Here is a 22,380-nt window from a genome sequence, read left to right as displayed (position 1 = left end):
TCCTTAGTTATTAAACAGGATAAGAATATGCAAGCACTATCAAACACAGATAAAGAAAACAGTATTACATCAAGCTTTTATAAGCATCTCCCCGGCAATATTATCTGCTTTTCTCATTTAAGATGGGATTTCGTTTTTCAGCGGCCGCAGCATCTCATGACCCGGCTATCAAAACAGTTTAATATATTTTTTATAGAGGAGCCCGTTTTAGATACAGATGGTGATGCATATTATGTTTACCATCAGCGGGATGACTTGCAGGTTGTTGTTCCGCATTTACCCAAAGCCACGCATGCAAAAGATGTTACCCGGCAACTCAAAGCTTTGCTGGATGATTTTATGAGTGGCAAATCATTTAACAACTATACTTTTTGGTATTATACGCCAATGGCACTTGAGTTTTCGCGCAAGCATCAGCCTGATTTAACGGTGTACGATTGTATGGATGAACTATCTGCATTTAAATATGCCCCGCAATCGCTTAAGGAGCTCGAAAAGGAACTTTTGAAAAAAGCGGATATTGTTTTTACCGGCGGCCAATCCCTATACGAAGCCAAAAGGGATCAGCATTCAAATATCCATCCTTTCCCGAGCAGTATTGATAAAAAACACTTTCAATCCGCAAGGGATATCAGAATGAAGTTAAAAGCGCAGGGTAAAAGTGATAATACTGTTAAGCTTGGCTTTTACGGTGTAATAGACGAGCGTTTTGATATTGAATTAATAAAGGGGATTGCAGATGCAAGGCCCAACTGGCAAATTATTTTATTGGGGCCAGTTGTTAAGATAGATGCGGCGCAACTCCCTGCAAATAAAAACATACATTATCCCGGCGCAAAAACCTACCAGCAACTCCCGGCTTACCTGGCAGAGTGGGATGTAGCTTTAATACCGTTCCTTTTAAATGAATCTACCAAATTCATTAGCCCTACCAAAACGCCGGAATATCTGGCGGCAGGTGTGCCGGTTATATCTACTGCTATAAGGGATGTAGTAAACCCCTATGGTAAAAACAAACTTGTTAAAATTGCAGCAACTGCCAAAGAGTTTATTACCGAAGCAGAAAAACCTATGCAAGCTTTGGAAAAAGAGAACTGGCTTGTTCATGTAGATGAGTTTCTTTCGCAAAATTCATGGGATAACACCTGCAGCCGCATGTTGAATTTAATGAGTAAAACTATAGCTGGTCGTTCGCTTTCATCTATTGCACAGTAAATTGCTTTACAAACACAAAATTTAAGCAGCATTACAATTGCTGTTTAAATTTTGTGTGAAACTGCAATAGCAGGCTATTGGTTATAAATATTGTGGCTGATGTGTTTGTACCACAGTATAATTAAATTTCGTTGATAAGTAGTTCGTTGTATTTTTCTAACAGTAAGAGGTATTTGTCCTTATACAAGTCGTTCTCGTTAGTATTAACATTTACCTCGTTAGGTATTTGGTACGGAAACTTTTTTGTAGTTGCCCGGAAATCATCGCTTGTGAAAAACTCAGGGAACTCCTGCGAAAAATCGTGTCTTAAAACACATCCTATATTATATATCACATCACACCGCAGCATTTTTTGGTTAAACCAGTTATAAATAGATCTTCTGTTAACATTTGTATTTCTTGCCAGGTCGCTAATACTGTAACCATTTTTCCTAACCACATATTCTATTATTTGTCCATGATGCTTGTCCATAACATTGCTTTGTAGTAATAACTGTATTATCAATTAATTTTTATAAAAATAAATAGCTATTAAAATCTATCAGCATGTATTAGTACCATAAAAAAAAGTTTAATACTTAAAATGTAATGTATTTATACGAAAGCCATGTTTTCCATAATCGATGAGAGCCTTTCTCTGGTTACAGGTTTTATAAGATATGACTTTACAAACGCATATTTTTCTGAACGCTTAACATCTTTTGGGTCAACTGATGATGAAAGGATGTAAACATTTAAGGGTTTTATCAATTCCGGATACAGCACTTTTAAGCCTTCTAAAAAACGCCAGCCGTTTAATTTGGGCATATTCAGATCTAAAAAAAGTAATTCGGGCAATATTTTTTTTTCATTTTTATGTGCCGATAAAAATTCCAGCACATTTACACCGTCGTCGGTAAATATCGTATCGCTGGTTATACCATATTTACCCATCATCTTTTTTAAGATCAGTTGCTGGATCTGGTCATCATCTAACACAATAACTTTACACATACTTTTAGCTTAACTGTATAATCATCAAAGCTATTTTATAGATGAAACTTTAAGGCGAAAAGGCCTGCACGTTGTACGGTCTATTTTTATCACATAGGTGAGAAGCAACAGCTCATTTTACAGCAATGTGATACCTATTACACACTATTTCTCAACATGTTATACGCTTTAGGGTAAGCAGGAATTTGAAGGCTTTTAACTCATAGTTTTACAAAAAAAATACGAAATTATGAGAAAATTAAATTACAAAAGCTTAAATACGGCCAGCAAACATCTGCCGTTATTTTTTGATGTTAAAAAGTTAATGCTGGTATGCATTATCATTTTAACTGCGGTAGGGTGTAAAAAAGCTGACAACGAAGACCGCAATTATGGGTATGCTAAAATAATTGTTAAATGCGAAAAAAAGTGTAATGTACTTTACGGCACCCCCGAGAAAATGAACGCATTTGACGTGGAGGCAAGTACAGCCACTTATTACCAGCGCTACCAGCGTAATTACAATCTGGATATTAATATAACCCCGGTTGATGCAGATCAGAGTATTGATTTAAGCGTTTACAGCAGGGAAGAAAAGCAGATCTTCCATAACTCTGTGGTTAGAAAATCAAACGTATTATGGAATTCAAAGATCTTGATCCCATAAAGTATAAACCTAAGAATAGTTATTACCCCCGGTAATAACTATTCTTAGGTTATTGATATTTGCTATGTATTTTATTTAATAATTGCCAGGTTAATCAGGTTGGCTGGTGCAGGCGGTTTATCAGCAGGTCGTTGTATCTTTCCAGCAAAGCAATGTATTTATCTTTCCACACAACATTCTCAGGTATCTCGTTATTAGCAACAAGGGGTTTGTCACTTTTATTAAAATGTTCGGGTGTGAACAATTCCGGGAATTCAACAGAAAAGTCGTGATTGATGATGCAGCCTATCCGGTATATAATTTCTGGCTTTAAGTATTTTTGATTGAACCAATTATAAACTGATTTCCTGTTAATTGAGGTTAAGCGTGCTATCTCGCTTATACTGTAACCGCCTTTTCTAATAACCAGTTCAACAATTTGTCCGTAATGCTTATCCATGATATTGTATTTTTTCGGTTCTTATAACCTGATTAATTAAGCATGCAATAATTGGTTCTGATCAATTTTTACAGTTAGTACACAGTTTAATTTTTCGATGATCATTACCACCGCTTTTCCATGTATCTCTTTAATCTCGCCGGTGTGATCAATCAACAAACCGTTTTTTATTTTTACCCTGTCACCAATGTTAATATCATTTAAAGGCAAGGTTTCAATATCTGAGTACACTCTTACTGTATTACGGATCCGGTCAATTTCTTTATCGCTTATTACAGCCGGTTTCCCGCAATGGGATACATAATTAATTACACCGTTTGTTTGTATGGCTTTTGTTAATTCTAATGGTGTGGCATTAATAAACAAGTACGAATTGAATAAAGGCATTTCAACAACTTTGTTTCTATCCACCCATTTTCTGTTCCTTTTTACCAATGGGCAAAAACAGGTAATATTCTGATCAGACAAAAGTTTATCAACCTTCTTTTCCCATCGGGATCGGGTATAAAGCACTACCCAGTTTTTCATTGCAATTTTAGTCATGACCTTGATGTTTACTTTTTAGCATTAATTAAACTCACAGATAATTGATTGTTTAAATCAAAAAAATGTGTTTCTTTTTTGAAACTAAATTATATTAAAAGGAACAATGAATTTAATTATTGGTCAAATTGTGTATCAACATGTGAAAATTTGAGAAGAGAAAAAGTCTCCCTTAAAAAGCTTGTTTACAGTGCTTTATTTGGCATCGCCACAAGCAGGCGCCTATTTTGCCACATCTTGGTGGCAGGCCGGTAATGGAGTTTTCTCACCGCGTTCACACATTTGTGCCAATAATTTACAACTGCTTTACAAGTTGATACTGTGCCGGTGTTTTTAGTGGGTTATTGGTTAAAATTGTAAAAAGCTTAAAAAAATCGCCTCAAAAAACTTATAATGTAAGTGAAAGAGCGAAGCTATATCAATAAGTAAGCCCGGTATGTTGAGGCTGCTACACTACTGCCTGATGATTTCTTTATCAGGCTTATTTACCTGTCTGTATTAAAAATTCATTTGCATGATACTGCCTGTGCTTCATTTTCTTAAAAAACATCTGTTAGTTATATTAACGGCATTGGCATCGGTTTTTTTTGTGGTGATTTTTAACCAAAACTTTTTTGGAAAAAATAGCACTTTGCCCCAGGCAAATTACCGGGATACAGAAACCTTTAACCTGGCCGAGGCACCGGTTATCGAACCGCTAAAAATTAATTTTCAGGATGAAAAAACGGTGCCGCCGCCGGGCTGGCTAAAAGATATTGGTGAGCCTTTTGGCCCTCATCCGGGTATTTACCAGGGCGCGCCTTTGGTTTATGGCTGGCGTGCTGTTCAAAATAAATTGCCGGTAGATTTAAAAGGTAATGGGCGCGCCAGAACCGAGCCCGAGGATGTCTTATTATCTACGTTTATGCACATGCAATCTGATGACATCAGTATAAGATACGGAATGTTTGAAGGTATTAAAGCTAATGCATTCTGGGAGCTGAAGCTACTTAACGGTGTTTACAAAGTATCTGTAGCTGTTGGCGATGCCACAGGCAAGGCAGAAGAAGTGGATTGTATAAATATTGAAGGTGTAAAAACCATCTCTAACTTTAAACCTTTTGGGAAAATGCGTAGCCCGGGCAGGTTTAAATCAGCGTCATCAACAGTTACCGTTGATGATGGCTACCTTACTATTGATGCCCTTGGTGGTAAAAATACCAAGCTGTGTTATGTAGAGGTGACGCCGGTAACCATGATGCCTTACATATATCTCCTGTCAAAAACCCAAAACTTATTGGTAAAAAAAGGCAGTAAGCAGGCAAGGGCATTTAATGTTAAGATCAAAAATTCATTAGGGGAAAATGCAGCGTATAATTTATCGGTCACTCATAGTTTACAAAGTGCGCCCTGGCTGCATATCAATCAAAAAACCACTACAGATACGGTAATAAATGTGGATTACATGGTAGCAGACCAGCTGCCCGTGGGCACATACACAGCTAAAATAAATGCTGTTGCAAACGGTTATACCGGTAATAGCCTGGCTATACAACTGCGTGTTGTGAGTAATAACAGGCCTTATGTAATAACAGCCACCCCGGTAAACGGATCGCGCATAAACAACAATTTTTCTATTGCGGCAAATAGCCTTTATATACCCGCCATACAGGGGTTTAAAGGGGGGATTGATAATACCACTATCAACAATAACACAGTAAAGCTTTTAAAAATAAATAGCGGCAAAGAAATAAGCATACCGGGTGTTGTACAGGGTACCGGCGGCGGCGATGCTATAAGTTTTACCCCATCACGGCAGCTGGAACCTAATAGCAACTACAAATTTGTAATTACAGATGGTGTAAAGTCTTACAGTCACCTGGCATTTATTCCGTTCGAGTCGTATTTTTCAACTTCCGCAGCACCTATAGATTCTGCCAATATCTTAAATGCCTCATTCACCAAAATATCTATGCCCGGCACACAAAATAAAAAATACACATCGCTGGTGTTTGGCCCCGATGGTAAATTTTATGCCCTTAAAATTGATGGCGGGATAGAGCGTTATGCTGTTGACCATACAAGCGGCATGCTTACCGGGAAACAGGAGATTAATACCCTGATTAAAAAAAGAGGGCAGTCAACCGCTATTGGTTTAACTTTTGATCAGGCCTCAACAGCAGGTAAAATGGTTGCATGGGTATCATACTCATCTGCCGGTTTAAACGCGGCCCCTGTATTTGATGGCAAGATATCAAAGTTAAGCGGCCCAAACCTGCAGTATGAAGAACAGGTGATTATAAACTTGCCCCGGTCAACCAGAGACCACATGGTTAACAGCATGGCTTTTGGCCCCGATGGTGCGCTATATATTTCGGTAGGCAGTAACAGTTCTGCTGGCTTATATGATAAAGGATGGCAGCGGGATGAAACCTTGCTGGCAGGTGCCATACTGCGGCTGGATACTAAAATGCTACAGGGACTAAAGCTGCCTTTAGATGTAAAAACCACTGCAAACCAGGATCTGATCAACAAGGCATCCGGCAGCAGCCCTAAAATGGCCGATGGTACTTACAACCCGTATAGTTCAAATTCTGCGTTAACTATTTATGCATCAGGCATACGTAATGCGTATGATTTGATCTGGCATAGTAACGGGCAGTTGTATATCCCCGCAAACGGGTCTGGCGGCGGCGGTAATTCACCGGCATCGGTAAACGGTACAAAAAGGCCGGATAATACTTTTTATAACGGGCCGGATATTGTTTCTACCGAAGATATCCCTGTTCAGCATGATTGGCTTTTTCGGGTAAATCCAAACAGGGGGGTAGGTTATTACGGCCATCCCAACCCTTTAAGGGGCGAATATGTGATAAACAGGGGCTATCCTGATAACCCAACGTATTCTCCAAAAGTTAAGCCTGATGTAAATTACCGCGGTGCTGCATTTGATTTTGGCTTCAACAAATCGCCAAACGGGGTAATTGAATATAAAAGCGCTGCATTCAATGGCGTGTTAAAGGGTAAGTTGCTGGTGTGCCGGTTTAGCGGCGGCGGGGATATTATGGTGCTTGAACCCGGTTCAATGAAACGGATCAGCATGGCTGATAACAGTAAGGATGGAATTTATGATATTGTCCGCTCGTCAAGCGGCTCGGGTAATTATGGTTTGCAGGGCATGGTGGGTTTTGCCAATCCTTTAGATATAATCGAGGATGTCACTAACGGTAATTTATATGTAAGCGAGTTTAACTGGAATGAGAACCCCAATCTTACTTCGCAGATAACCCTTTTAAAAGTGAACGATAAGCCTAAAAAATGGCTTGCAAATAACACCCGGCCACGTAAATAATTACGTTTTATCGGCCCCTTTATTCCGGCTTATTCGCCCACACCCACTTTACTTATTACAAATCTTTAAATGATATAATTTATACCGCTGGTTATGATGTGTTTTATACAGGTGTTTGTTTTTAAGCAATGCAAAAAGCTTTTTGCTGCAGGGTTATTGCTGTTGGTTTTTGTATCTGCTTATCCTGCGGCAGGCATAATTACTGCTGCGCCATTAAAAGTGCATCAGGATACATGCAGCCCTTTAAGTACGCTTCCTTGTAACTCCTTATCGGTTACGCTGCCATTCAGCCTTTCATTTGATGCACCGGTTAATGCAAGCATAGCTGATAGGGAAGGTATGGGTACAGGTTTTACCACTGTAAACAACTACTCGGGCGTACGGCTTGCAGCAGACGGCCCGCCATCAAACACCCTGGTGCCCGGTTACGAACCATCAAAAATATTTTTAAACGGGGGTAAGCTGCAGTTAACAGCAAGCAAAGGAATAGATTACCTGACAAATAACAATCAACTAAATATTTTAGGGGTAAAGCTTGCTACGGTTAAAAAATTGCAGGCAGAAGTAGATGTGGTTAATCCTTACAATGGTACGCAAGCGCAGCAGGCCGGTTTATGGTATGGGTTAAATGACAAAATGTTTATTAAACTAACGATATCCGGCAACAAAGTAGAGCTAAGGAAAGAAACCAATGATATATCAAGCACCGTATCGGGAAGCACTAACCAGGATCAGCGGATAACCGGCGTTATTAACGGTCTTAACACCAAAACTGTGCGTTTACGTATCGTTATTGATTCGGCACAAAACACTGCCGAGGGATTCTATTCTGTTGATGGCGGTGCAACATATACCAGCACGGGTGCAGGGTACGGGTCTCCGCTGAATATAGCAGGGATGGGGATCACCGGCAGTAGTGCTTATGCAGGTGTTTATGGTACTTACCGTAATGGTACCAGTGCTGTTACCTATAGTTTTGATGATTTTTCTATCCAATCTGTTGCTGCCCCTGTGTCGCAGCTGGTAAATATAAATTTTCAGCCGGCCAATACCACAATTCCGGCAGGTTACCTGGCAGATACAGGTTTACCCTTTGATGCAGCGCGCAAATATGGCTGGCTGGATGCAACAACCGGCCAGCCGGTAAGCCTGCAGGCAAATATGCGGGCAAGAAGCGGCACAGGCGATGCCCGGCAGCTTACACTGGTACAAATGCAGGCAACCACTAACGGGCAATTACCGGGCAAATGGGAATACGCTTTAAATAACGGCATATACAGGGTAACAGTTAGTGCAGGTGATAACGGGTATTATGACAGCAACAACCAGATAAATGTTGAAGGGTTACCGGCTATAGCAGATCAGATCCCGTCAGCTGCAGATAAGTATCGCCTGGCTGCAGCTGTTGTACAGGTGAACGACGGAAAGCTTACCATTGATGCAAATGGCGGCGTAAACACCAAAATGAATTATATAACCATAGCACCTGCAACCCCGGTTAGCGATGCAGTTGGCCCCAAAGTAAGCGCCAGGTTAGCGGGTACGCTTAAATCGGCCGGTGTATATGATGACCAGGTACAGGTGTATATTACAGCATCGGATGATGGCGGTTCGGGGCTGGCGGCGGTGCAGTATTCAATTAATAACAGTGCCTACACAGATTATAAATTACCGTTTACAATAACCGCGGCAGGTAATTATACCTTAAATGTAAAAGCTGTAGACGGTAACAATAATCAATCTGTTATTAATACATACAACTTTGCTGTAGCGGCACAGCCAACTAACGGGGCCTATATGGTGTTAAAAAATATGGATAACTTCCCATCTAACGACCGGCTTGTTTTCTCTTTGATACAAACACCCTGGCGGCGCACCAGCCCGGATACCACCCCTTATAATGCAAACCACGATAGGGTTAGGCTGCGTGTAAACAACAAAGGCACAGGCAAGCTCATCATCAGCGGTTTAAACCTTTCTAACGCACCCGCATGGAAAATTGTATCTGTAAATTCAGATACGCTGGCCAAAATGCCGGTATCTTTAAACACCGGCACTTATGCAGATGTTACCATACGGTTTATTGCAAAAGATGCCGCTACAAGGTTAAAGGTTTTTACCGATACGCTTACCATAACCAGTAATGATAGTATTGCCCCGGCTAAAAAGGTAATATTAAGCGGCATATGGCAAAAGGCAGGCGAAAGTACCAATGAGCCTTATGCACAGCAAATTATAAGTGCATTTGGTTTTAATACCACAGTTGGTTATGGCCACGATGATGGTAATATAGATGGCAGTACCAGGGTGCCCGGCTCAAGCGAGGTAAATGCAGCCTATTTTGTAAAGGCTGATCTTAGCAAGCCGGTTACAATATATCAAATGGCGGCATATCATGGCTGTTGCTCGGCGGTAGAATCTATCAGGTATCACAAAAAAGGCTCTTCATCAGTATTTAACGTTTTTACACATAATAATTTAGATGGCCAGTCGGTATTACCGCGGCTTACAGGGTCGGGCACTAATCTGGCTCAGGGTAGTTTTGATCCAACCGGCACTTTTGGTTTAAAGGTAGGCTCCTCTTGGTCAGATCGTACCCAAAACTACAACGGCCTCATTGGTATCCGGTTTTTAAAAGTTTATGATGGTAACGGTAACATTGTACCCGATGCCTATTTTATGAATTGCGATTACCTTGGCACATCATTCACCAATTATGATTACCAGGATAATATTTATTATATCGAAAATATCAGGCCCGATTCCGGCTCGGTACATAATTCTGAACTTGCATCACTGCCTGTTACCGGAATAAATTTTGCACCAACCTTAACCGGTAACAATGCCAGTTTTAATTTAACGCTTAAAAATTTAGGTAATACCTACCCGGATGGTTCCAATGACCCGGCCATTCAGCTTAAAAGTGCGCAGATAGTAGGCCCCAATGCTAATGAGTTTTCCATTGGTACATTTACGGCATCCAGCCTGGCAATTCAGGCAACAAGGGCCGTAGCCGTTAAATTTAATCCTGCTACTGTTGGTATAAAAAATGCGGCTTTATTAATCAGCTACAATAATTCAAGGTCGCCGCTGCGTATTCCGTTGTATGGTATTGGCAATAGCACTGCGGCAACTATAAGTGTTACCAAGCGTATTAAAGGCGCTGCAGATGTTAATGTAACTATAGGTAATAACCTGTACGAAGCCGACAAAAACTACCGTAAGGGCTCAATTAAGATAGATAAGCAAACCATATTAAGCGGCGTGGCCGGTACAGATATAGATTCGTTATACCAAACCTATTTATCTGCCGCTGCTGATCTTGCAGAAACGCGGTACGAGATACCGGTACCTAACGGTAACTATTTTGTAAGAATGCATTTTGTAGAGAACTATTGGCCCGGGGCCGGGCAGCGGGTATTCGCAATTACCTTAGAAAATGCAATTGTGCTTTCAAATTTTGACATTTTTAACGAGGTTGGTTACCGTGCAGCACTGGTAAAGGACTTTAATACATCAGTTAATGATGGCGTTTTAAATATAAAGTTTAACCCTACGGCAAATCGCGTTGCACTTGCTGCGGTAGAATTGTTTAAAGCTAATGATACTACGCCGGCTATGATGGCGATGACCGAACGGCCCGTTAACGCCGAAAGATCACTCATCGTTTACCCTAATCCTAATACCGGGAGTTTTTTCAATTTAAGGCTAACCAGTTTCTTAAAAAACGAAAGGGTATCCGTATCTGTAACAAACACATGGGGCAGATTAATACAAACCCAGATACTTACAACAGATGGCTTTGGTAATGCAACTATACCGGTAACATTTAACAGAGTTTTAGATAAAGGCGTTTATATGATCAATGCTAACTCTGCGTCCGGTATTAAAATGTATGGTAAACTCCTGGTACAATAGCCTGTAAGGTTAAATACATACACCTTCATCACCCTCAAAGTAATTAGCCGGCAGCATTTTATTGCCGGCCATTAATAACTATACGCCCTGAATTTTATGAAAATAGAAACTTTGAATATAATCGCGCTGGTGATATATGGTTCGTTATTACCCGTTTCTTTAGTTGCTATTTCTTGCCTTAGGTATAAAAGAAAAAAGCATTAGTGTTACCTGTCAACATATATTTTCTCATCTGTTGCACACTATTTTACATTAAGGTATCAAGGTGGCAGATCAGGCTTTTTCTTTTAATATTTTAACAATCTTTGTTTATAAATAATGAAAAAGTGATTACAAACCAAGCGATAAATGCATCGGATTTGTAATTTCTGAAGCCAAATTTTAAAACAAAGATATTGCTTATGTAAGCGAAATGGCGAAGCTGTAAGCCCCGCCTGTTTATTTAACGTTACCTATGGCTGTATCCGGTTGCAGATTTTAAGAAGTGTAACCAATATCCTGTAAGCAGCCACTAACCTCAATTAAAAAAATGAAAAAATTGCCATTCCTGATGCAGCTGTTATTGATTGTTACGGTTGCAGGTATGTTAAGCTCTTGCGCAAACACCAAAAGACTCAGGTACTTTCAGGACCTGTCTGAATCTGCCACGGCCTCTGACCTTGCGATTGCAAAATATAATGAGCCCTACATACAACCGGATGACATCTTATCCATAAACATCAATACAATTGACCCCGAAGCTACTGCAAGTATTAATAACAGGAATGGCGGTTATTCAAATGTTGCCGGTGCGCAGCCGGGCAGTGTAGCCTCAACATCAGGTTACCTGGTTGATAAGGATGGCTTTGCAGATATACCTGTTTTAGGGAAAATTAAGCTGGCAGGCTTAACCACATTGCAGGCCAGGGATGCGGTAAGGGCCAAAGCGCTGGCATCGTTTAAAAACCCGGTTGTAGATGTGAGGTTTTCAAACTTTAAAATAACTGTAATAGGCGAAGTTAACCGCCCGGCATCATATATCATACCAAACGAGCAGGTAACCCTGTTAGATGCCATTGGTTACGCTGGCGACTTAACCGTTTATGGCAAGCGCGAAAATGTATTGCTTATCCGTAAAGATGCAAACGGCAAAAACTTTTCGGTAAAAATGGATATGACTAAAAAAAGCACCCTTAACTCGCCCTATTTCTACCTGCGCCAAAATGATGTTATTTACGTGGAGCCAAACAAAACCAAAGTGCTTAACAGCGATAATAACCTGATCAAATATATTACGGTTGCTGCAACCGTGTTTACCGCATTTGTGCTGGGTATAAGGTACCTGTAAGGTAAAGGCCTTGTACCTGATATTATAAATCTAAAAATAAACTATGAAAAATTATAACGTGAAAGAGAATAACAACTTCAACTTCTTTCTTTCACAATTTAAATCATACTGGTATTTATTTGTGATATGCCTGTTACTTTTTATCGGCCTGGCATATGTGTACAACACTTATGCTACCAAACAATATTTAATTAGCAGTACCATGCTGCTGCAGCAGCATCCCAACGCGCCGGATGCTTCCTCTCAGTTTGCTAATGGCGGCGTGTCTTCGGTGTTAAACATTACTGATAATATTAAAAACGAGGGTGATGTGCTGCGTTCGCGCAACCTGATGAAGGAAGTAGTGCAAAACATGCATCTTAACATGCAATATTTTACCGGCAGCGGGTTATCTGCTGTCGAGATTTATGATGAGGCGCCATTTGAATTGAAAATCTTAAAATATAAGGTCGATTCCCTCCAAAAGCAGGAATATGTGATTGATATTATTGATGCCAATACGATAAATATTGTAAACGATGATGAGGAAGTTAACAGCAAACTGCCTTTTAATAAAGTGATAAGCCTGCCGCAATACGATTTGCAGATAATTCGCCGCCCCCAGGTGCCTTTGGTGCCACAGCAGCAATTTTCTGCACGGATCGTATCAGAAGATGATGCCGTTACCGCTTTGCTGGCTAACTACGATGCCGAGTTTACAGATAAGGCAACTACCAACATTGCGTTTACGCTTTATTATCCCAATGCAAAAAAGGGCGAAGTGATATTACAGAACCTGATGGCCCGGTATTTACAGGATAATATCAATAACAAAAAACAAGCTATTGACAGCACCATTAATTTTATAAACGGCCGTATAGGAGTTGTTGAGAATGAACTGAGCGGAATAGAGAAAAAGTATCAGGAATTTAGAAGCAATAATGAGATAACGGATATCGACGAGCAATCTAAAGTATTGGTGGGCGATGCCAGCGAAAATACCAACAGGTATCAGCAGCAGCAAATACAGCTATCAATTATTAACGATCTTAAAAGAAGGTTAAACGACCCAACAAATAAAGAGGTTATACCAAGCTCGTTAAGTATCCAAAATACATCGTTTGCTGCAGGCCTGGCACAATACAATAATTTAATGACGGAGCGGGAAAGGCGAAAACTATCCTACACCGAATCAAACCCCGTAATACAAAACATCGATCAGCAGATACAGGTGGTAAGGCGCAACTTATTGCAAAGCATCGATAGCTATAAAAAGGAAATGGAATTGAGCAGCAGCGGTTTAAGCAGCCAAAACAATACCATAAGCAACTTTATTAAAAAAGTACCCGGAAAGCAGCGTGCCATTATAGATTTTGCAAGGCAGCAGGAATTAAAGCAGCAGCTGTATGTTTATCTGCTGCAAAAAAGGGAAGAAACAGCCATGGCCAAAGCAGCCGATATGCCTTATTCCCGAATTGTTGATAACGCTAAAAGTACCAAGCAACCTGTAAAGCCAATCAAGTCTATTATCTACGTAATGTCTTTCTTTTTAGGGATAGTTGTTCCGTTTGGTTATATAAACTCTAAACAACTGCTGGGTACCAAAATAAGTTCGGAGGCTGATATCGAAAAGCAAACAGATGTTACCATTATTGGTAAAATAGGGCACAACGCCTTATCCGAGAAATACCTGGTAGATATTGCATCCAGATCGCCGGTAACGGAGAGCTTCCGTACCTTGAGGACTAAACTGGGTAATATACTGGACAGGCAGCAATCAAACGTTATCATGATCACCTCAAGCGTTAAGGGTGAAGGTAAAACCTTTTTAACTTATAACCTGGGTAGCACGCTGGCAATGTCTGGCAAAAGTGTGGTACTGGTAGAGCTTGATCTGCGCAAGCCAAGGCTATCCGGTTTATTAGGGATAGAGAATACGAAGCTTGGTTTTTCAAACTATGTAATTGATGATCTGGATGTAAGCAGTATCATTAAACCAAGTAAATTTAGCCCCAATTGCTTTGTAATATCATCAGGCCCCGTAGTTGCCAATGCCAGCGAATTATTACTGAATGATAAACTTGGCGACATGATCAGCTACCTGCGTACTAAGTTTGATTATATACTGATAGATAGTTCGCCGGTTGGGCTGGTATCTGATGCACTGGTTATTCAAAAACATGTAGATATGACTATCTACGTATGCCGCCATAATTATACGGATAAAAACCAGATAGAAATTATCAATGATATTAAGTTAAAGGACAATGTAGATAACATTTACGTTGTGATAAATGATGTAGACTTTTCAAAGGCGGGCTATTTTGGTTATGGCTATGGTTTAGGATACGGTGATTAAGGCTGCCAGCCAAAATGCCTGCTTTTGATAATTTACTTCATAACAAGTTTATCTGCACCATGCTTAACACCTATCCAAATTATCCGTTTGAACATACCGGGCCGTTTATTAAAAAGTATGTAAACGTACTGATGCTGTTTTTCCCGGTAACGGCGTTTTTATTGATACCTGCCATACCCAGCACAACTATCACAACCGTTTTTGCGGGTTTAATGTTATTGCTTATCCCGCTATCATCATTTAAAGAAGAGAAAACCTGGTTTGCGATAGAGCTGCTGTATTTTTTCAGTGTGTTATTTGTATTAAGTTTTTGTTCGCAGTTTATTAACCTGGTTAGCCATTTAAAATTAACCAACAACCTGATTTTAATTAACCGGAATGATTTTACCAAAACCTTTTACAGAACGTCGCATTTAACGCAAACGCTATCTTTAGTTGTTGGGTTTATTATTTACACCTATGTAAAGTACTTTTCAAAAGAAACGATCATAAACTATATATACTGGGGCTTGCGCTTGCTTTGTATTTATGGCCTGTATGAATTTTGCTTTTATATTTTAACAGGGCAAAGCGGCGATTTTGTTGTTAACCGCACATTCGGAGACGGAGAAAAATCAGGGTCGTTATTCCAAACAGTAAGCTTAGGTGGTTTAAGTTTAATGCGGTTTAAAGGTTATACCGGCGAGCCATCGATGTTTGTTTTTACGGTTTTCCCGTTTTGGGTACTATCATTTGGCTTAAAGCGCACATTTGATCAGTACTTTTTACTGGGCTGTTTAATATTATCGTTCTCTACTACGGCTTACCTAAGCATCATGATGTTTTTAACCTTTTGGCTGATATATAAAAGGCAGTTTCAGATATTTTATTACCTCAGTATATTTATTGTAATTGTTTGCTTCATTCTGCAGTTAGACAGGTTTCAGCATTTGTTAGATAGCATTTATAACTTTGTATTTGCGGGTAAGATACAGGGGCATGCAGCATCCTCCAGGGATAGGAGTAATGCCTTTAATAACCACATATCATTTTGGGCCAGCCTTAACGGGTTTAACCAGGCGTTTGGTATAGGTTTCGGTTACGTGCGCTCTACAGATTTTTTCTCTACCATTATTGTAAACAACGGGCTTATCGGTTTCCTGGTTTTTACCTGGTTTGTGTTAAAGAATATCTGGCTTAAGATACCCAACCGATTGTTATCAATATGCTACAAAATAGGCTTATTTATGGTTTACCTCATCATGATGGCCACGGTGCCCGAATTTGCCTACCCATCTTTATGGATCTATATTGGGTTAGGGTTTGTTCTTCAGCAGATGCATTAGCCGACACGGTTAAACAGCCATAACGCATAACGTTACATTCATTTATTAAGCCATGAAAAATACGATGCTTAAAGCATGGTTAATTGTACCCTGTGTATTATTATGCTGCAATTTACAAGCACAAGATACAGGTGCGCCATTTGTTTGGGGTATCAACGGCCATCCGTTAACGCAGGCTGCCTATGCCAATAACTGGGACGATCAGTTTAACAGGTTAAAAGATCTGCAATTAAACAGCTATCGTTTTGATGTGCTTTTAAATGCAGATGGAATTGCAAAAAAAGATGCACTGTTTAACAAACTTTTAAACAGGTTAAAAACCAGCGGTATCAAACCTTTGCCCGTAATTAGCCTGAGCGGACTTAAAGGGCTGGATAGCACTGCAATTTATCAGACCAGCTACAGGCAGGGCATAAATTTTGGCCAGCGTTATGGCAGCTATTTATCTGTAATGGAAGTTAATAACGAAGTTGATAACAAAATAATGTATAAGGGCGATCGGCCGGGCACAAGGGCAAGCGATTACGATCCCGAAAAAACCACCAGGATATTAACCGGGATGCGTGGCTTTATTGATGGTGTAAAATATGCTGTATCATCAGTTAAATTTACATTATCAGTTAGTTACACACATTTTTATTACCTGGAACTACTGCAGCGATACCAGGTAAATTACGATATAATAGGATGCCACTGGTACTCGTCTATGGGTGATATTACCAACTTCAGGCCGCCGTTTGGTAATATCTTAACTATGCTTACCCAAAAGTTTAAGAAGCCCATCTGGATCACCGAATTCAACTATTCAAAAGGTACCACTTATGCTACTTTTGCCAAACAAAACGATTATATAACTACAGCCATCCCTAAAATACTGGCTCAAAAAATAATAGGCGGCATATTTATATATGAATTGTATGACCAGCCTTTAATAAGAAAGCAATACCCCTTTGAGGCTTGTTACGGCCTTTTGCAAAAGGATTACAACGGCAATACAATCGAAAAAGGGGCATACCAGGGGTACAAGCAGGTTGTTCAAAAATATCGTTAGTATTTGCCTGCAGTATATATTTCTCTGATGCAGGTAATACTGTATTTATACATTTTCTCTCTACTTATGAAAATAGCAATTGTACATGATAAACTTGTATGCAAAGGTGGTGCAGAACAGGTTGTGTTAAGTTTTCATAACGCTTTCCCGGATGCGCCCATTTACACGCTTGCTTATGATGCCGATAACACCTACCCGGAATTTAAAGCATGCCGGGTAAAAACCAGTTGGTTTGGGCGGATCATTAAAAGCGAAAAAAATGTAAAACGGTTATATTTCCCGCTGGGTGTGTTAGCTATGCAGCAGTTGGATGTTACCGGTTATGATGTTGTTTTGCAATCTGCAACGCACTGTGCAAAATACGTAAAAACAAGCCCGGCATCGTTGGTAATAACCTATTGCCATAATCCGTTCCGCCTGGTTTGGAGTACAGAATCTTATGAGGTTATGCTTCGTACCAATGGTATAAAAAAGTTTTTGTATCAGCAGGCTATCGCTATTTTAAAGCATATAGACGTTTTTTTTGCCAACAGAACCAACTGGTATATCACCAATTCGGCAGAAGTACGGTCACGCATTAAGGCGGCCTACGCACCGCAGAATGAAATAACGGTAATTAACCCATCGGTTAAATGCAGTAATTTTTATGTTTCAAATACCGAAGGCGGTTATTATCTGATCGTATCGAGATTTGAAAGTTATAAGCGGGTAAACCTGGTTATAAATGCTTTTAACCAAATGCCCCATAAAAGGCTGGTTGTTGTAGGTAAGGGATCCAGAGAAGATGAATTGAAAGGGATTGCCGGGCCAAACATTACTTTTTTAAATGGATTAAAAGCAAACGAGCTTGCAGATATATATGCAAATTGCAAAGCACTGGTTTTTCCGCAATTAGAAGATTATGGCATTACTCCGCTTGAAGCAAATGCCGCCGGCAGGCCGGTGATAGCCTATGCAAAGGGCGGCGTTTTAGAAACAATGATACCTTATACAACAAATTCATTAAAGTGTACTGCTGTATTTTTTGATGAACAAACAGAAGAGGCTTTAATAAAGGCCGTAAACCTTTTTGAAACACTGTTATTTGATGCTGCTTTTATACGCTCGCATGCCGAGTTGTTTGATGAGTTTGCTTTTGTAAATAAGATAAAGGAGTTTGTTACCCAAAAGTACGGCCAGAAAAACACACAGGCAGATACTCGTGTAGCCCCGGCTGATATCACAACAGTTGCTGTATGAAAGTACTTTTAGTAAATACTTTTTATTACCCGGCATTTGATGGCGGGGCTGAAATTTCTGTTAAGCTTTTGGCCGAAGGAATTTACAACAATGGGCACAAAGCGTATGTGTTAACAACAGGTTTAACAAACAGGGTTTATCGTGTAAACGGCGTAATTGTGATCAGCATTAAGCAAAAAAATATTTTTAACAGTTATGCCAGGGATAACAAACCATTGCCTTTTAAATTAATATGGCACTTAATAGATAGCTGTAACATATTTTACCATTTTAAGGTAATTGCTTTAATAAAAAAAATAAAGCCTGCGCTTGTTCATACCAACAATATCCAGGGGTTTTCGCCTTTTTTATGGTTAACTATAAAGTCGCAAAAAATACCTTTGATACATTCTATGCGCGATTATTATATGCTTTGTTTTAAGTGCAACATGTTTAATGGCGATAACAAAGCAAATTGCGAGGGATTGTGTGGTATTTGCAAAGTAACACATACCATCAAAAAGAACTTTTTTAAATATCCCGATCATTTTATTGGCATAAGCCAGTTTATCCTGAATAAATATAAGGCTTACGTAAATATCAGTAAAAGCACATCGGTTATTTATAATGCAGTAAATAACCATATTGCCAGGGTTGATAAAATACAGGCAAAAAAATTACACTTTGGTTTTATCGGCAGAATAGCCAGGGATAAAGGAGTTGAGTACCTGGTTGATGAACTGGCAAAGTTAAGCAAGCATCAAAAAACAGAATTTAAGATAACCTTTGCCGGTAAAGGCGACCCTGAATTTTTACAGCAGATCAAAAAAAAGCTGCAGGGTATAGAATGCCGGTTTTTAGGTGTGGTAAGCCCCGAAGTTTTTTATGGCCAGATAGATGTGTTATTGGTGCCCGCTTTATGGAATGAGCCGTTTGGGCGTATTGTAATAGAGTCTTTATCCTATTCGGTGCCCGTTTGCCAGTCGGACAGGGGCGGTTTAAAAGAACTTTATAACCCCCAAAACTCCTGGATGTTTTCACCCAAAGATGGCGAGCTTTTTAACTTATTATCAAACATATTAAACAACGTTGATCAGGTTTGGCAAAAGAAAAGCAAATGTGCCGATGGGCTCGAAAAATTTTCTCACGAAAATTATATCAACAATCATTTAGAAGTATATCGTCAACTAACCTCCAATAAACCTGAAAGTAGTAAAGCAGGAGATCTGCCTGCTTTACTTACTAAAATGGATTACTTGCCCGAAAGGTAGTTGGCTACTAATTTATTTTTCCAAAGGGTGTAGTTGGTTATCCACTTGGCTATACCGTAGTTGCTTTCGTCGGCTCTTTTATAAGGCTCATCAAACAACTCATAAATCATGGCAACTTTAACCTGCGGGTTATTTTTGCACTTGGCAATAAAGTTTGATACGAATGTTTTTTGGTCGGCCTCGTTTGTGGTGCTTGATGATTTATATCTGTAATTAAACTCCGTGAACCAGATAGGTTTATTGGGGAACAAGCTGGACAGCTTTTTGGTAATATCAGGGATATTATTGGGCGATTTTGGTGCGGCAGCTTCCATATCAGAGTACCAGTGGTAGGCTACAACATCAAATTTAACCCCATACCAGGCGCACATCCTGATGAAGCCATAGTGCAACCAACCGGCAGAAACCATGGTTTTTGCATCCGGGTCTTTAGATTTAATACCTTCATCCATGCCTTTTAAATAGGCAGCCATGGTATTAAACTTTTTACGGTCGTAATGTTCCTGGCTTTGGCCTGTTTTGTTGGGCAATAATACTTTAAGGTCTAAATCATTGCCCAGGTCATAGTAGCTGAATTTATCAGCATACTTTGCCGCAAAGTTTGCACCAAGTGTTTTGCCTTTGGCATAAGATTCGGCTTGGCTGTCAGACAGGTCCATTGTGCGTGGATTAAGCATAGGCAGCAATTTTACTTTGCCTGCTTCGGCAGCTTCAAGTAAGGGGCTAAGTAAATGCGGCACGGTAACCGTACCGTTTGATTGTGTCAACAAGTCGATCCTGTACCAGGACATGTTCATGTTGTTTAACAAATTGATTTGCTTTGCCGGTGTTGTGGCAAGGTAAGGGGCATCCCCAAGTGGGTGCCCGTTGATACCCAGTTGCAAATTTGAGCCTGCTAAAAGCGACGTACTGGCAGTACTTGCTGCCATAAGCGTTTCTGTTGAGGCGGATAGGGGAAGAGGGCTAACGGCAACATCTTTTTTGCACGACGATAATACAAAACCCGCAATGCAAACCAGCATCACTTGTTTTTTTAAGTAACTTTCTAACATAAGCGTTTTAATTAATCAATAGTTACCCCTTTAACGGGGCAATTATTCAAAAGTTATACACTGTGTCGTTCTAATTAAACCAATTGAAATAAACAGAGAAGTTGTAGCGTATCTAAATTTTTTACAAACAGATTATAAATCATACAAAATCAATAATTTAAAAAAGCCTTAGTGTTTTCAAAAAAAAATGAAAATTTTTAAAACTTTTTTCAATTTTTAATCACAAAGCACCAAAAATAATAGTGAATGGATCATATTATTAAAAATAAAGTGGTAGAAAACGACAAAAAATTGGTGATATCCGGCGTTTTCTGGACGTTTTTACAACTCATCGTAAACCAATCATTCGCTTTTATTTTAAAGTTGATCTTAGCTAAACTATTGTATCCAAACCAGTTTGGCTTAGTAGGTATGGCGGCAGTTTTTACCGGTTTTGTACAAGTGTTAAATGATTTAGGTATTGGCGCCGCGCTTGTGCAACGTAAAAAAGACCAGTTACGCAACGAGCATTATCATACCGCTTTTTGGACGGGCGTTATATGGTCGGTATTACTGTTTGCAATAATGAGCCTTGCTGTTGCGCCTTTAGCGGCGCATTTTTATAACGAGCCGTTATTAAAGGCAATTATACCGGTTTTAAGCATAGGTATTTTAATGAGCCCGGTTAACCTGGTGCATAAAGCGCAGTTATCTAAACAAATGAGTTTTAAGAAATTGGCTTTTATTGATAATGCTTCAAATATTGCCGCGGGTATTATTGCATTTGCAATGGCCTGGTATGGCGCCGGGGTTTGGGCTTTGGTATTTAATTCGGTAGCGACGGTTTTTTTTGCTATGCCATTATTTTTTAATGCTACCGGGTGGAAACCGGCTTTCGTATTTGAAAAGCAGGCATTTAAAGAAGTGTTTGGTTTTGGTGCTTATGCTACCGGTTCAAACATCATGAATTATTTATACAATAATCTTGATTATTTATTGATCGGGAAACTTTTGGGCGCATCCGCATTAGGGGTTTACACGTTGGCGTTTGTGCTTACAGATACTTTTAGAAGCAGGTTGATGTCTGTTATTAATAGTGTAATGTATCCGCTTTATGGTAACAGGCAAACCGATTTTGAATCGTTAAAAAGATATTATTTAAAAGTGGTACTGTTTAATTGCCTGTTTATTTTTCCGATAATGCTATTTTTTGTGATGGAAGGCGGGCCGTTTATTACGCATGTATTTGGGTTAAAATGGCAGCAAACGGTTGGGCCGCTGCAAATATTAGCTCTATCAGTAATGTTGCATATACTGGTTAGTGGTAATACGGCTTTGCTAAGGGGGATAGGCCGCCCCGGGCTGGAGATGAAGCAGCAATTGTTAAAAGCAGCTATATTTTTACCAACCCTGGCTTTAGGTATTTATTACTATGGCCTGATGGGCGCTGCTGTTGCAATAATGCTTAATAAATTTATTGTAGTTGTTATTGCACAGTACACTTTTAACTTTCTTATCCCCGTAAAAATTTCTATTGCCGAATTTATTGCAGCTATTAAAGCCCCGTTGGTTGCATCGTTCTTTTCTGCCTCGATACTTATTCTTTCGCGCTTTTTGGGATTGAATTTTATAATTGCCGGGGTAATATTAAGTATCACCTATTGCGGAATTATCTGGCTGATGATGGGCACAGAACTTAAAGCCCTGCTTTCGGATTTTAAAAAATAACATCGC

16 protein-coding genes are annotated in these 22,380 nt (G+C 39.6%); 11 read left to right on the top strand and 5 right to left on the bottom strand.

Annotated features, from left to right (window positions below; translation table 11 throughout):
• Positions 1–27: 27 nt before the first annotated feature.
• The gene (locus E2R65_RS14290) at positions 28–1,215 is read left to right on the top strand and encodes a glycosyltransferase (protein WP_134337159.1); all 1,188 of its coding nucleotides are present in this window, start codon (positions 28–30) and stop codon (positions 1,213–1,215) included.
• Positions 1,216–1,336: 121 nt separating this feature from the next.
• Here E2R65_RS14290 and E2R65_RS14285 read toward each other — a convergent pair whose 3' ends face one another.
• Both E2R65_RS14285 and E2R65_RS14280 read right to left on the bottom strand, forming a co-directional pair.
• The gene (locus E2R65_RS14285; RefSeq protein WP_134337158.1) at positions 1,337–1,687 is read right to left on the bottom strand and encodes a helix-turn-helix domain-containing protein; all 351 of its coding nucleotides are present in this window, start codon (positions 1,685–1,687) and stop codon (positions 1,337–1,339) included.
• A gap of 122 nt (positions 1,688–1,809) precedes the next feature.
• On the bottom strand, positions 1,810–2,208 hold the full coding sequence (locus E2R65_RS14280) for a response regulator (RefSeq protein WP_134337157.1): 399 nt from the start codon (positions 2,206–2,208) through the stop codon (positions 1,810–1,812).
• Positions 2,209–2,437: 229 nt separating this feature from the next.
• Here E2R65_RS14280 and E2R65_RS14275 point away from each other — a divergent pair, with 229 nt between their 5' ends.
• Positions 2,438–2,854, top strand: a complete 417-nt coding sequence (locus E2R65_RS14275) for a hypothetical protein (RefSeq protein ID WP_134337156.1) — start codon at positions 2,438–2,440, stop codon at positions 2,852–2,854.
• Positions 2,855–2,948: 94 nt separating this feature from the next.
• On the opposite strand, the gene E2R65_RS14270 is transcribed toward E2R65_RS14275, so the two are convergent.
• Together E2R65_RS14270 and E2R65_RS14265 are read right to left on the bottom strand one after the other, a co-directional pair.
• On the bottom strand, positions 2,949–3,293 hold the full coding sequence (locus E2R65_RS14270) for a helix-turn-helix domain-containing protein (protein WP_134337155.1): 345 nt from the start codon (positions 3,291–3,293) through the stop codon (positions 2,949–2,951).
• A gap of 36 nt (positions 3,294–3,329) precedes the next feature.
• A complete protein-coding gene (locus E2R65_RS14265) occupies positions 3,330–3,836 on the bottom strand; it encodes a UpxY family transcription antiterminator (protein ID WP_134337154.1) in 507 nt (168 codons plus the stop codon).
• Between the two features lie 514 nt (positions 3,837–4,350).
• Between E2R65_RS14265 and E2R65_RS14260 the strand changes: the two genes are divergently transcribed.
• From E2R65_RS14260 to E2R65_RS14225, 8 genes are all read left to right on the top strand, one after another.
• Positions 4,351–7,167, top strand: a complete 2,817-nt coding sequence (locus tag E2R65_RS14260) for an Ig-like domain-containing protein (protein ID WP_134337153.1) — start codon at positions 4,351–4,353, stop codon at positions 7,165–7,167.
• Between the two features lie 93 nt (positions 7,168–7,260).
• Positions 7,261–11,085, top strand: a complete 3,825-nt coding sequence (locus E2R65_RS14255; protein ID WP_134337152.1) for a malectin domain-containing carbohydrate-binding protein — start codon at positions 7,261–7,263, stop codon at positions 11,083–11,085.
• Positions 11,086–11,614: 529 nt separating this feature from the next.
• Positions 11,615–12,412, top strand: coding sequence for a polysaccharide biosynthesis/export family protein (locus tag E2R65_RS14250; protein WP_134337151.1), 798 nt, complete (start codon positions 11,615–11,617; stop codon positions 12,410–12,412).
• Positions 12,413–12,455: 43 nt separating this feature from the next.
• Positions 12,456–14,750: a GumC family protein gene (locus E2R65_RS14245; RefSeq protein WP_134337150.1), complete on the top strand. Its 2,295-nt coding sequence runs from the start codon at positions 12,456–12,458 to the stop codon at positions 14,748–14,750.
• A 59-nt stretch (positions 14,751–14,809) separates the two neighbouring features.
• Positions 14,810–16,075, top strand: coding sequence for a hypothetical protein (locus E2R65_RS14240; protein ID WP_134337149.1), 1,266 nt, complete (start codon positions 14,810–14,812; stop codon positions 16,073–16,075).
• A gap of 52 nt (positions 16,076–16,127) precedes the next feature.
• Entirely contained in the window at positions 16,128–17,126 is a 999-nt protein-coding gene (locus tag E2R65_RS14235; protein ID WP_134337148.1) for a glycosyl hydrolase, read from the top strand.
• A 66-nt stretch (positions 17,127–17,192) separates the two neighbouring features.
• Positions 17,193–18,365 carry a glycosyltransferase gene (locus E2R65_RS14230; RefSeq protein WP_134337147.1) on the top strand — a complete coding sequence of 391 codons (1,173 nt, stop codon included), beginning with the start codon at positions 17,193–17,195 and terminating at the stop codon, positions 18,363–18,365.
• Entirely contained in the window at positions 18,362–19,615 is a 1,254-nt protein-coding gene (locus E2R65_RS14225; RefSeq protein WP_134337146.1) for a glycosyltransferase, read from the top strand. The genes E2R65_RS14230 and E2R65_RS14225 overlap by 4 nt, the downstream gene beginning before the upstream one ends.
• Here E2R65_RS14225 and E2R65_RS14220 read toward each other — a convergent pair.
• Positions 19,597–20,667 carry a glycosyl hydrolase gene (locus E2R65_RS14220; protein ID WP_134337145.1) on the bottom strand — a complete coding sequence of 357 codons (1,071 nt, stop codon included), beginning with the start codon at positions 20,665–20,667 and terminating at the stop codon, positions 19,597–19,599. The genes E2R65_RS14225 and E2R65_RS14220 overlap by 19 nt on opposite strands.
• Before the next feature lie 246 nt (positions 20,668–20,913).
• Between E2R65_RS14220 and E2R65_RS14215 the strand changes: the two genes are divergently transcribed.
• On the top strand, positions 20,914–22,374 hold the full coding sequence (locus E2R65_RS14215; RefSeq protein WP_134337144.1) for a lipopolysaccharide biosynthesis protein: 1,461 nt from the start codon (positions 20,914–20,916) through the stop codon (positions 22,372–22,374).
• Positions 22,375–22,380: the final 6 nt, after the last annotated feature.

It is taken from the genome of Mucilaginibacter phyllosphaerae, assembly GCF_004378255.1.
In the GTDB taxonomy this organism is placed as follows: Bacteria; Bacteroidota; Bacteroidia; order Sphingobacteriales; family Sphingobacteriaceae; genus Mucilaginibacter; species Mucilaginibacter phyllosphaerae.
This window is presented reverse-complemented; position numbering and strand designations above follow the sequence as displayed.